The 14660-nt window shown below is 43.0% G+C and carries 11 protein-coding genes; 9 read left to right on the top strand and 2 right to left on the bottom strand.

Translation table 11 applies throughout. From position 1 onward, the window contains the following. Positions 1 to 125: 125 nt before the first annotated feature. From DABAL43B_RS09930 to DABAL43B_RS09895, 8 genes are all read left to right on the top strand, one after another. Positions 126 to 935: a phosphatidate cytidylyltransferase gene (locus DABAL43B_RS09930; RefSeq protein ID WP_079692224.1), complete on the top strand. Its 810-nt coding sequence runs from the start codon at positions 126 to 128 to the stop codon at positions 933 to 935. Between the two features lie 115 nt (positions 936 to 1050). Continuing rightward, the gene (gene ispC / locus DABAL43B_RS09925) at positions 1051 to 2259 is read left to right on the top strand and encodes a 1-deoxy-D-xylulose-5-phosphate reductoisomerase (protein WP_079692223.1); all 1209 of its coding nucleotides are present in this window, start codon (positions 1051 to 1053) and stop codon (positions 2257 to 2259) included. A gap of 74 nt (positions 2260 to 2333) precedes the next feature. Continuing rightward, positions 2334 to 3728 carry an RIP metalloprotease RseP gene (gene rseP / locus DABAL43B_RS09920; protein ID WP_079692222.1) on the top strand — a complete coding sequence of 465 codons (1395 nt, stop codon included), beginning with the start codon at positions 2334 to 2336 and terminating at the stop codon, positions 3726 to 3728. Between the two features lie 263 nt (positions 3729 to 3991). Beyond that, on the top strand, positions 3992 to 6418 hold the full coding sequence (bamA, locus tag DABAL43B_RS09915; protein WP_079692221.1) for an outer membrane protein assembly factor BamA: 2427 nt from the start codon (positions 3992 to 3994) through the stop codon (positions 6416 to 6418). 151 nt (positions 6419 to 6569) lie between these two features. After that, the gene (gene lpxD, locus DABAL43B_RS09910) at positions 6570 to 7586 is read left to right on the top strand and encodes a UDP-3-O-(3-hydroxymyristoyl)glucosamine N-acyltransferase (RefSeq protein ID WP_079692220.1); all 1017 of its coding nucleotides are present in this window, start codon (positions 6570 to 6572) and stop codon (positions 7584 to 7586) included. Between the two features lie 90 nt (positions 7587 to 7676). Then, positions 7677 to 8186 carry a 3-hydroxyacyl-ACP dehydratase FabZ gene (gene fabZ, locus DABAL43B_RS09905; protein ID WP_079692219.1) on the top strand — a complete coding sequence of 170 codons (510 nt, stop codon included), beginning with the start codon at positions 7677 to 7679 and terminating at the stop codon, positions 8184 to 8186. A gap of 181 nt (positions 8187 to 8367) precedes the next feature. Beyond that, complete coding sequence (lpxA, locus tag DABAL43B_RS09900; protein ID WP_079692218.1) at positions 8368 to 9147, top strand: acyl-ACP--UDP-N-acetylglucosamine O-acyltransferase; 780 nt, start codon at positions 8368 to 8370, stop codon at positions 9145 to 9147. A gap of 307 nt (positions 9148 to 9454) precedes the next feature. Continuing rightward, positions 9455 to 10807: a sodium-dependent transporter gene (locus DABAL43B_RS09895; RefSeq protein WP_079692217.1), complete on the top strand. Its 1353-nt coding sequence runs from the start codon at positions 9455 to 9457 to the stop codon at positions 10805 to 10807. Positions 10808 to 10990: 183 nt separating this feature from the next. Here the strand turns inward: DABAL43B_RS09895 and tgt are convergent, their stop codons facing one another. Beyond that, on the bottom strand, positions 10991 to 12142 hold the full coding sequence (gene tgt, locus DABAL43B_RS09890; protein ID WP_079692216.1) for a tRNA guanosine(34) transglycosylase Tgt: 1152 nt from the start codon (positions 12140 to 12142) through the stop codon (positions 10991 to 10993). A gap of 292 nt (positions 12143 to 12434) precedes the next feature. Between tgt and DABAL43B_RS09885 the strand changes: the two genes are divergently transcribed. Continuing rightward, a complete protein-coding gene (locus DABAL43B_RS09885) occupies positions 12435 to 13028 on the top strand; it encodes an SOUL family heme-binding protein (RefSeq protein ID WP_264753816.1) in 594 nt (197 codons plus the stop codon). 59 nt (positions 13029 to 13087) lie between these two features. Here the strand turns inward: DABAL43B_RS09885 and asd are convergent, their stop codons facing one another. After that, a complete protein-coding gene (asd, locus tag DABAL43B_RS09880) occupies positions 13088 to 14221 on the bottom strand; it encodes an aspartate-semialdehyde dehydrogenase (protein WP_079692214.1) in 1134 nt (377 codons plus the stop codon). Positions 14222 to 14660 lie beyond the last annotated feature (439 nt).

The following is a 14660-nucleotide window of genomic DNA, read 5'->3' as shown; positions in this document are numbered from 1 at the left end:
TTTCCGTTGTTTAGGAAACATTAGGCGGCTTTAATTAGCATTAATCGCTATCAATGGACTATTATAGTGAGCAGTTATACTGTATTTTGACCAAATGTTCTTCATTATTATAAGGCTCGATACGTATGTGGCAACGAATTAAGACGGCAATTGTTCTCGTTATTATCGTTGGTATTGCAATGTTTGCGAGCCAAAGTCCTATTTTATTTGCACCGCTATTGGCCATCGGCGTGATTATCGCGGCGCATGAATGGACGAAGCTGATGCCAAAATGGCGGCAACCTGCGCTATTTGTACTATTGGTGTTGGTACTGACATTAGTGTCGCTCATGTTCAAAGTGACTTGGTTATTTTGGTGGGTTGCCTCTCTCGTTATATGGTTAATGGCGCTTTCTTGGGTAAGGGTTTTTCCAACAAAGACCAATTGGTATGGTAAGCAATTGGCATTGATGGGTGCAGTGATATTAACTGCTTCCATTACTGCTATGTTCTACTTATGGCAATTGTCAGCATGGTGGCTGCTCTATGTCTTCTTATTGGTATGGTGTGCCGATAGTGGCGCTTACTTTGTTGGACGCAAGCTCGGTCGCCGCAAAATGGCACCAAACGTCTCTCCTAATAAAAGTATGGAAGGGCTGGCGGGTGGCTTAGTCACTGGTTTGTTAGTCGTTGTGGTGATTAGTGTGTTTAAGCTGCAACTGACTGGCCTACCTTTAATCGCATTTGTGGCATTATCAGCGCTGACGATTTTGGCCTCAGTACTGGGCGATTTATTTGAGTCGATGCTCAAACGTCGCGCTGATGTCAAAGATTCAGGAACGATATTACCTGGACATGGTGGTGTACTCGACCGTATCGATTCGCTGTTGTCTGCTACTCCGATATTTGCGCTTGGTTTTTGGGCGCTACAGCAGTTAGGGTTAATAGTGGTTTGAGATTGAAGCGTATGCTTATTTTATAGTAGGCAAGCTGAGCTGGTTTTTAGTCTTATTTATCAAGTGTTTTCTTGATTTCTTATTTAATTTTCCACCGTATTATTTATAGGCACCGATGGTTATGACCCAACGCATCGCCGTACTAGGCGCGACAGGCTCGATTGGCGATAGCACGTTAGCAATCTTGGCGGCGCAACCACAGCATTACGACGTTTATGCCTTATCAGGCTATCATCGTTTAGATAAACTATTTGCACTCTGCAAACAGTTCTTGCCCAAGCGTGTCAGCGTACCGACAGCAGCAGTCGATGACTTCGCCCAGCGTCTCAGTGCGGCAGGTCTGAAGATTGAGGTGGTAGGCGGCGCAGCAGGGTTGATAGATATTGCTACTGACTCGCAAACCGATACCGTCGTCGCGGCTATCGTGGGTGCTGCAGGACTGCCTTCTACATTAGCAGCAGCCCGTGCAGGCAAGCGTATTTTACTGGCGAATAAAGAAGCGCTAGTGATGGCAGGGCAAGTGATGATCAGCGCTGTCAAAACGCATCATGCAACCTTATTGCCCATCGACTCAGAACACAATGCTATTTTCCAATGTTTACCGTCTGCTATTCAACAAGACAATACCCAAATTCATCAGTCAGATCATGGTGTACGCAAGTTATGGTTGACCGCCTCTGGTGGGCCATTTTTGCAGCAGTCGTTTGCTCAGATGCAGCAAGCTAGCGTGACAGAAGCGGTCAAACATCCAAACTGGTCGATGGGACAAAAAATATCAGTCGACTCTGCCACGATGATGAATAAGGGACTTGAGCTGATTGAAGCTTGTCATTTATTTGATTTACCTGAAAATAAGATAAATGTGGTCATTCATCCACAAAGTATCATTCACTCAATGGTAGAATATAGCGATGGTAGCTTTTTGGCGCAGCTGGGCAGTCCCGATATGAAAACGCCCATTGCTCATGCGCTCAGCTATCCCAATCGTATTGATAGTGGCTCGCAGCCATTAGACTTATTTGCGTTAAGTGGTCTAGAGTTTATTAAACCAGATTTGCAGAAATTTGCCTGTTTGCATCTTGCGCGTCAAGCAATGCAAGCTGGTACACAAGCGACGATTGTATTAAACGCTGCTAATGAGATTGCGGTTACTGCATTCTTAGAAGGTAAAATTCGCTTGACTGATATTGCTGATCTTAATGAGCAAGCACTCAATGAGATACAAGTGCCATTATTAAATGAGACTGCCGATATCGATGAGATTTTAGCTATTGATAAAATAGCACGTCGTCATACCAATGAGTTTGTGGCAAAAATGGCCTAAGCGTATCAAGTACCATTATTCAATTTATAAAAAATATTGATAAAAGATACTGATAAAAATACTGAGAAAAGATCATGACGTTTTTATTAACGCTGCTTGCGGCAATATTTGTCTTAGGTCCGCTTATTGCCTTACATGAGTGGGGTCACTATATTGTGGCGCGACTCTGCGGCGTGAAAGTGCTCACGTATTCTATCGGTTTTGGGCCCAAACTCTTTGGCTGGACTAGCAAAAAAAGCGGCATTGATTATCGTATTTCAGCCTTGCCACTCGGTGGTTACGTCAAGATGCTTGATGAGCGTGAAGGCGAGGTGGCAAAAGAAGAGCAGCATTTAGCATTTAATCGTCAGCATCCACTAAAGAAAATAGCGATTGTCGCCGCTGGTCCTATCATGAATTTTGTCATTGCGATTGTACTGTTTTGGGTGTTATTTATGACCCCATCAGAGCAGCTCGCTACCAAGATTGGTCAAGTATTACCAGATACGCCTGCTGCGATAGCACAGCTACCTGTCGGCGATAAAATCATTGCCATTGATGGTCATGAAGTACAAACATGGGAAGGCATTAACTATCGCCTTGCTGGGCGCATGGGCGAGACGGATAATGTGAGTGTCACTTTGCAATCAGAAGTAAAAGCCAATGGTTTAAATGCTTCGACTGATTCGACCAAAACCTATCAAGCACCCGTTAAAGAGTTTATGCAAGGCGCGGCACAAGGTAAAGATGCCTTGTCGAGCTTTGGTATGATACCGTGGCAGCCGCAGATTGAACCGATCGTTGGTGATTTGACGCCTGATGGCGCTGCTAGTCGTCAAGGCTTAAAGGTTGGTGACCGTATCACTGCGATTAATGGAGAAGCAATCAAAGATTGGATCAGTGCCACCCGTATTATCCGAGATAGTCCTGAGACTTTGCTTAACTTCACCGTATTACGTGACGGTAAATCTGTACAATTACAGATCATGCCACAAGGTAAAAAAGACAATTTAGGTAACGATTATGGACAGATTGGTGCTATGGTGGCACAGTCTGAAATTGTCATTCCTGATGCGTATAAAACCACTGTCGTTTATGGTCCTGGCGAGTCATTAGTCAAATCGTTTGAGAAGACTGAGCAATTAGCAGTCATGACCGTCAGCTCGATGGGCAAGATGCTATCAGGTATGATTGGTCTTGAGAACTTATCAGGTCCAATAACCATTGCAAAAGTTGCCAAACAAAGCTTTGATATTAGCTGGCAAATGGTATTATCTACGGCCGCTTTGATCAGCCTAAGCCTCGCTGTATTGAATCTTTTACCCATTCCTATATTAGATGGCGGTCATATTGTGTACTACCTCATCGAACTGATACGGGGTAAGCCGCTCTCTGAAGGTGTACAAATGGTGGGGTTGAATATTGGCTTACTCTTGCTGGCAGGTTTCATGGTGTTAGCAATTGGTAATGATATCAGTCGGCTATTTTGATTGGGATTAGGCTAGCTTAGTAGGTAAGGCACGATAACCTAACGGTTGTGCGCTTATCATGTATTGATTATTAGGCTAATATGCCATCGCTTTTATAGCGTCGCTATTGTACTAATTTTATTTTTTAGTTTATTTTATGATGCGTTTTATATAAAGTGTCCTGAGTCTGCCATGAGCGCGTTAACGACGTTACGCGAAATAGGCTGGACAAGATGTGCTTTTTAACTTAACTTAAGCAAGTTTTTTATTGACGGATAGTGTTTATGCGTACGCCTTTATTTATGAGCGCGGCTGGGTTGCCGTTAGTTGTAGCGATGATGAGTATGCCGGTTCAAGCTGCAGAATTTGTGGTCACTGATATTGGCTTCAATGGTCTACAACGCCTAACTCCTGATAGTCTCTATCCGGTATTACCGATTTCGGTGGGTGATACGATCAATGATGCCAGCCTTGCCGCTAGTATCAAAGCGTTATATGCGACTGAAAACTTTGCAGATATTCAAAGCCGTATCGAAGGTGGTAAGCTGCGCTTTGACGTTGTTGAACGCCCAACGATCGCTGAAGTGAACTTTGAAGGCAACAAACTCATCCCAAAAGAAGGGCTTGAGCAAGGGCTTAGCAACGCTGGATTGTCTGTTGGCGATGTGCTTAAGCAAGCTACTCTACAGGGCGTGGCAAACGAGCTACAACAGCAATATATCAGCCAAGGTTATTACAATAGTAATATTGAAGTCGATCAGACGCTGCTTGATGGCAATCGCGTAAAACTTGATGTGCGCTTTATTGAAGGTAAGCCTGCTAAAGTAGTCGATATCAATATCATTGGTAATAAGCATTTTAGTGACAAAGAGATTAAAGAGGTATTTGCGGTAAAAGAATCTTCATGGACACGTCTGTTGTCTAAGTCCGACCGCTACGCTAAAGAGAAGCTAGCGGCCAGTTTAGAAAGTCTAAAAGCCCTCTATCAAAACGATGGTTATGTGCGTTTTTCGGTAGACAATGCGGTGCTCAATATCAGTGAAGATAAAAGCAGTGTCTTTATCGAGGTCAGTCTTAGCGAAGGCGAACAATATCAGTTTGGCGAAATTAATTTCTTAGGCAAGCCAACTTTCGAAACCAGTGAGCTAAAAGAGCTGGTCACTTTTGCCCCTAATGAAAAATACTCACAAGCCAAACTTGATGCCACAACAGCCGCTCTTAAAAGCCGTTATGGTAATGAAGGTTATTATTTAGCGCAAATTAGACCTGTACCGCGTATCAACGATGAGACTAAAGTAGTCGATATTGATTACTATATTGATCCTGCACGTCCTATTTATGTTCGCCGTATTAATTTTACCGGTAACTTAAAAACCCAAGATGAAGTACTGCGCCGTGAAATGCGTCAATTAGAAGGGTCACTGGCTTCTAGTGACAAAATTCAGCTGTCACGTACGCGTCTGATGCGCACAGGTTTCTTTAAAGGCGTCAATGTCGATGTGAAGCCAGTCCCTAATCAGCCAGATCAAGTGGATGTAAATTACACGGTTGAAGAGCAGCCTTCTGGTAGCTCAACCATTGCCGCCGGTTATTCACAAAGTGGCGGTGTGACATTCCAGTTAGATCTGACCCAAAACAACTTTATGGGCACTGGTGACCGAGTTAAAGCCGCACTCTCGCGTTCAGAAACCCGTGACTCTTATAGCTTGGGCTATACCGATCCATACTTTACAGAAAATGGTGTATCACAAGGCATCAGTGCTTATTATCGTGAGACCAAATACGATGACAGAAACGTTAGTAACTATGTTACCGATGCTTATGGTGCAACGCTTAATTACAGCTATCCGGTTGATGAAACCAAACGCGTTAGTGCGGGCTTAAACGTTGATAACACGACTGTACGTGGTGGTAGCCGTCTTGGTGTATCAAACGTTCAGCAGATCATTGATGATGGTGGTACGTTCGAGAAATACATTAACGATGACAATGAGTTCTCTGGTCGTACTGGCTTTAAAAATGAATATCAAAGTTACAACCTACTATTTGGCTGGGATTACAGCACCCTAGATCGCCCCGTATTTCCAAATAAAGGCATGAGTCATACGGTAGATGCAACCATTGGTCTGGGTGATGCCAGTTATCAAAAACTGGTCTATCGTGGCAATATTTATCAACCTATTTATAAAGATTGGGTTGCGCGCGGCTATACTAAGCTTGGCTATGGTAATGACTTACCCTTCTATGAAAACTTCTATGCCGGTGGTTATGGTTCAGTACGTGGCTATGAAGCTTCTACACTTGGACCAAAATCGCAAAGCTACTATGATGCCGTCAGTGATAATCCTGGTACATTAAAGCCAGAAGAGATTGGTGGTAATGCATTAGTAAGCTTTGGTACGGAATTAATCTTGCCAATGCCATTTAAAGGGGATTGGGCAGATCAGGTGCGTCCGGTACTATTTGCTGAAGGTGGTCAGGTCTTTGATACGACGGACAAAGAAGATCGTACGTTTATTAACCCTATTGATAATACTGATACAGGCGTGCCACTACTAACACAAGATAATAAACTCCGTTTTAGTGCCGGTTTAGGCGTGACTTGGTATACCCCAATCGGTCCGATTTCTCTGAGCTATGCTGTACCTATCGGCGATAAAGACGGCGATGAAACCGAAAAAGTCCAGTTCCAAATTGGTAATACTTTCTAAGTACCTTCTAATAGCCTGTTGCTATGTAAAGGGTTTGATAGCTATTATTTAGCCTTTTAAGTAATTGAAGCGTTTGTTAGATTTTAGCCGGTCGTCAAGATGATATCTCAGCTTGGCGACCATCTTATTCATGTCAATACTAATACTAACTATGATAACGATTGAGCAACTCATCACTCGAATTGAGCAGCGTCAGCCGGTTCTTAATAAGGCTGAGCTTAGCGCTGAGCAATACCGTCTAAATTTAGACAGTATTGGTAACTTAACCACGGCTAATCGCCAGCAGTTAAGTTTTTTAGCCAACCCTCATTATCTCTCAAGTCTGGCGAATACTCAGGCTGGGGCGGTGTTAATCACTGAAGAGCACCGTGATAAAGTGGCAAAAAATACGGTGGTATTAGTAGTCGCCACGCCTTATTTGGCTTATGCGAGCGCCAGCCAACTATTTTCCCGTCAACAGTCAGGCAGCGGTATCCATCCGAGTGCAGTAATAGCCGAAAGTGCCATTATTGGTAATCAAGTGACTATCGGGCCGTTTTGCGTCATCGGTGAGCGGGTGCAAATTAGCGATCGCAGCGCCCTCGATGCTCATGTGGTCGTCGAAGCAGACACTACTATTGGTACTGACTGCGTTATCAAGTCCCAAGTAATGATAGGGCACGATTGTGTCATCGGTAACTATGTCAGATTGCACGCTGGGGTGAGTATAGGATCTGAAGGCTTTGGCTTTGCACCCACCAACAATCCTAGTGTCACGGGTTGGGAACGTATTGCTCAGCTAGGGCGTGTAGTGATTGGCGACCATGTCCGAATTGGCAGTCAAACTTGCATTGATCGTGGTGCTATTGATGATACGGTGATTGGCAGTCACGTTATTATTGACAATCTCGTACAAGTGGCCCATAACGTTCGTATCGGTGATGGTACGGCTATCGCTGCCCAAACGGGTATCGCTGGTAGCACTACTATTGGCAAGCGCTGCATTATTGGCGGTGCGGTTGGTATTACCGGTCATATTGAAATCACAGATGATGTGACCTTGTCAGGTATGACCATGGTGACCAAGTCAATCACAACTGCGGGCTCTTACTCTTCTGGAACCGCTGCCATGCCGACTGCTAATTGGCGCCGTGCCGCTGTACGTTTTCGCCAGCTCGGTCGTGGTTAATGCTTAACGATTAAAAAGTGCCACTACAAAAGATTATTTATAAGATTTAAAAACACAGCAAGATTTAAAATCCAGCAAGGAAGCACCATTATGAGCAGCACTGATATTGATACCCCAACTGATGAAGACATCAAAAGCTTGGCTGAACAAGGCTTAACGTTGCCATTAACCTATCATACATTAAAGCATTACTTGCCCCATCGTTATCCATTTTTGCTTGTAGACAAGGTGATTTCCTGTAAACCTGGTGAGTGCATTACAGGTATCAAAAATGTGACCATTAATGAAGAGTTCTTTAATGGGCATTTTCCTGGTGAGCCGATTATGCCAGGTGTATTGATGGTTGAGTGCATGGCGCAGGTTTCAGGCGTACTAGGGTTTATTAGTGCGGGATTGACGGCAGAAGATGGTTATTTGTATCTGTTTGCAGGGGTCGATAAAGTACGCTTTAAGCGTCGCGTCATCCCTGGCGATCAACTGATTATCCGTGCCAAAACCGTGATGCAAAAGCAAGGTATTTATAAGTTCGATTGTACGGTACACGTTGAAGATGAGCTTGCCGCCAGTGCTCAGGTTATGATTGCCCGTCAGGAGCAATAAGGCGCTTTTATTCACTTTGAGCGAATAATTAGTAAGAGTGCTCAAAGCATGCCGCCAATGTTAATAATTAGAATGATAGTTGTATTTTTTAACAGAGCTAGTATTAGGGTGATTAATAGCGCTAAACTGTCTGTATTTGTTTTACTATTTACTTGCATCAGATGATACAAAGGTCCACATTATGAGTCAGATCCATCCAACAGCACTCATCTCACCGTCTGCTAATATTGATAAAACCGCAACCATTGGCCCTTATTGTATTGTCGGTGATGAAGTCTCCATTGGCGCACACACGGTTTTGCATCGACATGTGGTCGTGACTAGGCTAACTCGTATTGGTGAGTACAATCAGTTTTATCAGTTTGCAAGCATTGGTGAAGACCCGCAGGATTTAAAATATGCTGGTGAGCGTACCTGGCTTGAAATTGGTGATCATAATACGATTCGCGAAGCCTGTAGCTTGCATCGTGGCACAGAACAAGACGGCGGCTTGACGAAGATTGGTAGTCACAATCTAATGATGGTAAACACCCATGTTGCGCATGATTGCTTAATCGGCGACCATAATGTATTGGCTAATAATGTCGGTATCGCCGGGCATGTGACCATTGGCAATCATACGATTATTGGTGGTAATTCAGGCATTCACCAGTTTTGCACCGTTGATGATTACAGCTTGGTTGGTGGTGCTAGTTTGATTCTAAAAGATGTGGCCGCTTTTACGATGGTTTCTGGTAATCCTGCTAAAGCTCATGGGCTGAATGTTGAAGGTATGCGCCGCAAAGACTGGTCTCAAGATACCATTGATGTCCTGCGTCAAGCTTATCGCATAGTCTTTCGATCGGGCTTGACGACGGTACAAGCGCTTGAAATATTAAAGCAAGAACTATTGCCAAAAGAGCCGAAAATGAAATTACTGATTGATTCTTTACAGAAAAGTCGTCGCGGTGTGGTTCGTTAAGTATTGTTTTATTAATCGCAAAACATCGTTTCAGTCGAAATTACTAAACAACCAAACTGTTGTAAGTTGTCCTCAAGAACTTATTAAGCCATAACTAATAGTTATGGTTTTTTGTGTTTATGACTACTTGACTTTTTAGGTCGCTTAGCAGAAACTGAGCCTCTACAACATTGTAAACAATTCTTTCTTAATGTTGCTGAATGCGTCGTATCGATGCGTTAGTTAAATAGTCAAATATTATGGACAGCTATTTATAATAATCAAGGATGATTACAAGCAATATTAATTGAAGCATGAGGAAGGCGAAATGGCTAATAATAAACAAGATCATGCCCAGTGGAGTTCAAGTTTTGGCTTCGTGTTGGCAGCAGTAGGCTCGGCAGTTGGTTTAGGAAATATTTGGAAGTTCCCTTATATGGTAGGTGAGAGCGGCGGTTCAGCTTTTGTTATTGCCTATCTGTTTTGTATAGCTTTGGTTGGTTTCCCAGTACTGGTCGCTGAGTGGCTGATTGGTCGCCGTGGTCAGAAAAACCCTATTAATACCTTTAAAGATGTCGCCGCAAGCGAAGGTAAATCAAGTAGCTGGGGCATTGTTGGCGCGACGGGTATTTTAGGTGGTTTTTTAATCCTATCCTTCTATAGTGTCATTGGTGGCTGGGCGCTTAACTATATTACCAAAGTAGGAACGGGTAGTTTTGCGGGTCAAAACAGTGATTCTGTCGCTGCGACATTTGACGCGATGCTAGCATCAGCGGGTACGTTAACTATCTGGCATACGGTATTTATGATTATTACCGCGCTGATTGTTGGTATTGGTGTTACTCGTGGTATTGAAAACGCTGCTAAAATCATGATGCCATTATTGGGTGTGATTCTATTTGTTATCGTTGGTTATAACGTGGTAAATGGTGGTTTTGGTGAAGCAGTTAATTATTTATTTGCACCTGACCTTAGTAAATTAACCGTTGATGTGATGCTAGCAGCACTAGGTCATGCTTTCTTTACCTTATCAATCGGTATGGGCATCATGGTTGCTTACGGTTCGTACTTAGGCCGTGAAGTAAACTTACTTAAAACAGCTCGTACGGTAGTTATCTTAGATACCGTTATTGCTTTAGCAGCTGGTTTGGCTATTTTCCCAATCATCTTTAATAATGGTCTTGATCCTGCATCAGGTCCTGGTCTGATCTTTGTGAGCTTACCTATTGCCTTTGGTAGCATGGCTGGTGGCGCTATTATCGGTACTTTGTTCTTCTTATTAATTACTTTTGCTGCAGTGACGTCGTCAATATCGTTACTAGAGCCAAGTGTTGAGTTCTTAGAAGAGCGCACGTCGATGAACCGCACCATGTCGACTATCACTGCAAGTACTGTGATTTGGTTATTGGGTATCGCAGCGCTCTTGTCATTCAACTTATGGGCTGACTTTACCATCATGGGTAACGGCATATTTGATGCGTTAGACAAATTAACCAGTAAGTTCTTATTACCATTAACGGGTCTTGCAGGCATTATATTCTTTGCTTGGAGAATGGACCAACGTAGCATCCAGCAAGAGCTTAATTTATCGAATAGTACTTGGCAAATTTGGCAGATCATAACTAAGTTTGTTGCGCCAATTGCTATCATTGTGGTGTTTGTTGCAGCGCTAGTAGGTTAAAAGCGTTACGCTGAGACTAAATTGTGAATTATGTTTAGTTAAAAACGAACATCGATAGCGACACGTAAACTACACGCAATAAAAAAGGGCTTAAGATTATCTTAAGCCCTTTTTGTATTTTAATGAGGATAGAAATGAGATATAAATAATAGCGATAGAATTTGGTTTTAAAATGAATAATAGTTAGCGTAAATTTAGTTCAGGAACCGTTTGTCCGCGTTTACTATAAAATTCATTTACAAATTCATCAAACTTATCTTGTTCAATCGCGTCTCTGATACCTTGCATCAAACGTTGATAGTAACGTAAGTTATGAATCGTTGCTAGTTGCGCACCCAGCATCTCTTTACATTTATTCAGATGTGATAGATAAGCACGACTAAAGTTCTGACAGGTATAGCAGTCACATTCAGGATCTAAAGGACCTTCATCGGTGCGATATTGGCTGTTACGTATACGTACCACGCCCGCATTATCTGCATCACCAGTGACAAAGTAATGACCATTACGCGCATTACGCGTCGGCATCACGCAATCGAACATATCAACACCGCGACGTACCCCTTCTACGAGGTCTTCAGGCTTGCCGACACCCATCAAATAGCGTGGCTTATCGGCTGGCATATCATCTGCGATATAATCTAGAACGTCTATCATTTCCTCTTTTGGTTCACCAACAGACAAACCACCGATGGCATAACCATCAAAACCAATCTCGAGCAACCCTTCAAGCGATTGCTGGCGTAAATCGGCATACATACTACCTTGAATGATGCCAAATAAAGCATTGGTGCTACCAAGCTTTTTATGTTCATCAACGCAGCGCTGGCCCCAACGTAGTGATAACTCTAAAGATTTTTTCGCTTCTTCATGAGTCGCTGGATAGGGCGTACATTCATCAAATTGCATGACGATGTCTGAGTTCAAACTATATTGAATCTGCATTGATTTTTCTGGTGACAAAAATACTTTTGCACCATCGATAGGTGATTTAAACGTTACACCTTCTTCAGTAATTTTACGCATTGCACCGAGACTAAATACTTGGAATCCGCCTGAGTCGGTCAAGATCGGCTTATCCCAATGCATAAATTTATGCAAGCCACCGAATTTATCAATAATATCCGTACCAGGACGCAGCCATAAATGAAAGGTGTTACCAAGGATAATGTCAGCGCCAATGGCTTCGATATCACGTGGCAGCATACCTTTAACCGTACCGTAAGTACCAACCGGCATAAAAGCAGGCGTTTGTACGTCGCCATGATTGAGATGAACTGTACCGCGGCGTGCACGCGTATCGCCGCTGGCCGTTTTATGTAAGACAAATTGCATAAGATAACCGCTATGTAAGCTATGGAAATGGCGCTAATTATAGCATTATTAGGTTTTTTTTGGACATCGAAGTTTCTCTAATACAGATTTGATGGGGTGTTTGTATCTAGCCATAACCAAAAGCTACAGACATCATTATTGATTCATTGCTAGAGTAGAATAAATATAAAAGCGGTGACATGATGCTTTTCGCTAGTTGAGGCATGACATGATTAAAGCAACCAGCTTGTTGAGTAGCTTGACGTTAAGTGGCGTACTATTCACCAGTACATTATTGATATCAGGAGTAGCTATGGCTACCGAAGAACCAAACTATACTATCTTGTCGCAAATCGAAGATTTTGAGCTGCGTCGCTATGAGAGTCAGCTGGTCGCACAAACTTGGGTTTCCGGCGACCAAGATGCGGCTAGTCGTGCAGGATTTAAGGTATTAGCGGATTATATATTCGGTAATAATACAGCGCCAAGTGGAGAAAGTAGTAAAATAAGTATGACAGCTCCTGTAACGATGCAGCCCGAAACGAAGAAGGGTGATAATGAGTCGCAAAAAATTGCCATGACTGCACCAGTGAGTATGCAAGAAACTGATGGTAAATGGCGCGTACAATTTACTATGCCAAGTCAATATACGATGCAAACACTACCGAAGCCAAACAATCCTGACGTCACGATTATTGAAGTGCCACCGCAGACTTATGGCGTTATTAAGTTTTCGGGGTTAGCTGGCAATGAGAAGGTTGCTGTTAAAACTGCAGAGTTGCAATCTTGGATGCAAACGCAAAAATTAAGGGTTACAGGCGCACCTGAACTGGCCCGTTATAATCCACCTTGGACGTTGCCTTTTATGCGTCGCAATGAAATTATGATTGCTTATGAGCAAAAATAACCCATAAAAAAAGACAGCATTTGCTGTCTTTTTTGTATCTCATATTCGAAATATATAGCTTAGTTATTTTGTTCACGGATGATATTGAGCATACGGCGTAATGGCTCAGCTGCGCCCCATAGTAGCTGGTCACCGACGGTGAACGCTCCTAGATATTCGGGCCCCATATTGAGCTTACGCAGGCGACCAATTGCTACGGTCAACGTACCTGTTACTGCAACTGGCGTTAAACGGTTGATAGTAGCTTCTTTATCATCTTCGACCACATCTAGCCATTCATTACCGCTATTTCTAAGCGCAGCTTCGATCTCTTCTAGCGGAATGTCTTTTTTAAGCTTAATGGTTAAGCCTTGTGCATGACAGCGCATCGCACCGACACGCACGCACATACCATCGATAGCAATCTTATCTGCTTCTGAATTACCAAGGATTTTGTTGGTTTCAACACCACCTTTCCATTCTTCACGCGATTGCTTGTTTTCCAGCTGCGAGTCGATATATGGAATTAAGCTACCGGCCAACGGCACACCAAAGTATTGCTTAGGGAAACCAGCTGAGCGTTGAGTTTCAGCAATTTTTTTATCAATCTCTAGTATCGCACTAGCAGGATTGGCAAGCTCGTCTTTGACCGCATTGTGTAGCACACCCATACCTTCGATTAACTCGCGCATGTTGTTGGCACCAGAACCACTAGCCGCTTGATAAGTCATGGCGCTGACCCATTCGACCCAACCTTTATTAAATAGCTCTCCAATGGCCATTAGCATGAGCGATACGGTACAGTTACCACCGATAAAGTCTTTTTTGCCATTCGCTAGGGCGCTATCAATCACATTGCGGTTAACTGGATCAAGAACAATGATGCTGTCATCTTCCATGCGTAATGTGCTTGCCGCATCAATCCAGTAGCCATTCCAGCCGCTATCACGCAGGGGTTGATGTACTTTTGAGGTATAGTCGCCACCTTGGCAGGTAATAATTACATCACAAGCAGCTAGTGCTTCAATATCATGAGCATCTTTTAGTTGGCTGGTCTTAATACCATCGAAGCTTGGCGCATCACCGCCTGCATTGCTGGTTGAAAAAAACACCGGTGTGATACCGTTGAAGTCTTTTTCTTCCGTCATACGTTGTATCAATACTGACCCTACCATACCGCGCCAGCCCACCAAGCCTACTGTTAAATTACTCATGAAACTTAATCCTTTTTACAATAAATTGTTGCATCACCAACCGATAACAATGCCGTGAATAGCGCCAAAAAGCAAGTTTTTTTAGACGGTTCTAGGGGTTTTCCATACATTAATAGCTATGCTCATTATAACGTTATGATTATGACGATGATATTCGCTAGGAGTACTGATTTCACTCAGTAATCAGTAGAAGGAAAATTTATAAATTTTACTCAGTATATCTGAAGGGCTGAAACTGTAACGTTTTATAGTAGATATGGCCTAATTAATGTTCAATAGTAGGCGCTGGTCTTATGAAATGCTAAAGTAAGCAGCTACTAAAAGTAAGCAGCTACTATAAGCAGCTACTATCAGTTTAAATATTAACAGTACTGAATTACCTAACTGACGATGTACATAATCATTGGCTTAGCCATTAATTTAATAAACGGTCGATACA

Source organism: Psychrobacter sp. DAB_AL43B, from assembly GCF_900168255.1.
Lineage (GTDB): Bacteria > Pseudomonadota > Gammaproteobacteria > Pseudomonadales > Moraxellaceae > Psychrobacter.
This window is presented reverse-complemented; position numbering and strand designations above follow the sequence as displayed.

Excerpts from the sequence above, each read along its gene's own strand:
- DABAL43B_RS09930 (WP_079692224.1), top strand. The coding sequence starts at position 126 with ATGTGGCAACGAATTAAGACGGCAATTGTTCTCGTTATTATCGTTGGT.
- ispC (WP_079692223.1), top strand. The coding sequence starts at position 1,051 with ATGGTTATGACCCAACGCATCGCCGTACTAGGCGCGACAGGCTCGATT.
- rseP (WP_079692222.1), top strand. The coding sequence starts at position 2,334 with ATGACGTTTTTATTAACGCTGCTTGCGGCAATATTTGTCTTAGGTCCG.
- bamA (WP_079692221.1), top strand. The coding sequence starts at position 3,992 with ATGCGTACGCCTTTATTTATGAGCGCGGCTGGGTTGCCGTTAGTTGTA.
- lpxD (WP_079692220.1), top strand. The coding sequence starts at position 6,570 with ATGATAACGATTGAGCAACTCATCACTCGAATTGAGCAGCGTCAGCCG.
- fabZ (WP_079692219.1), top strand. The coding sequence starts at position 7,677 with ATGAGCAGCACTGATATTGATACCCCAACTGATGAAGACATCAAAAGC.
- lpxA (WP_079692218.1), top strand. The coding sequence starts at position 8,368 with ATGAGTCAGATCCATCCAACAGCACTCATCTCACCGTCTGCTAATATT.
- DABAL43B_RS09895 (WP_079692217.1), top strand. The coding sequence starts at position 9,455 with ATGGCTAATAATAAACAAGATCATGCCCAGTGGAGTTCAAGTTTTGGC.
- tgt (WP_079692216.1), bottom strand. The coding sequence starts at position 12,142 with ATGCAATTTGTCTTACATAAAACGGCCAGCGGCGATACGCGTGCACGC.
- DABAL43B_RS09885 (WP_264753816.1), top strand. The coding sequence starts at position 12,435 with ATGGCTACCGAAGAACCAAACTATACTATCTTGTCGCAAATCGAAGAT.
- asd (WP_079692214.1), bottom strand. The coding sequence starts at position 14,221 with ATGAGTAATTTAACAGTAGGCTTGGTGGGCTGGCGCGGTATGGTAGGG.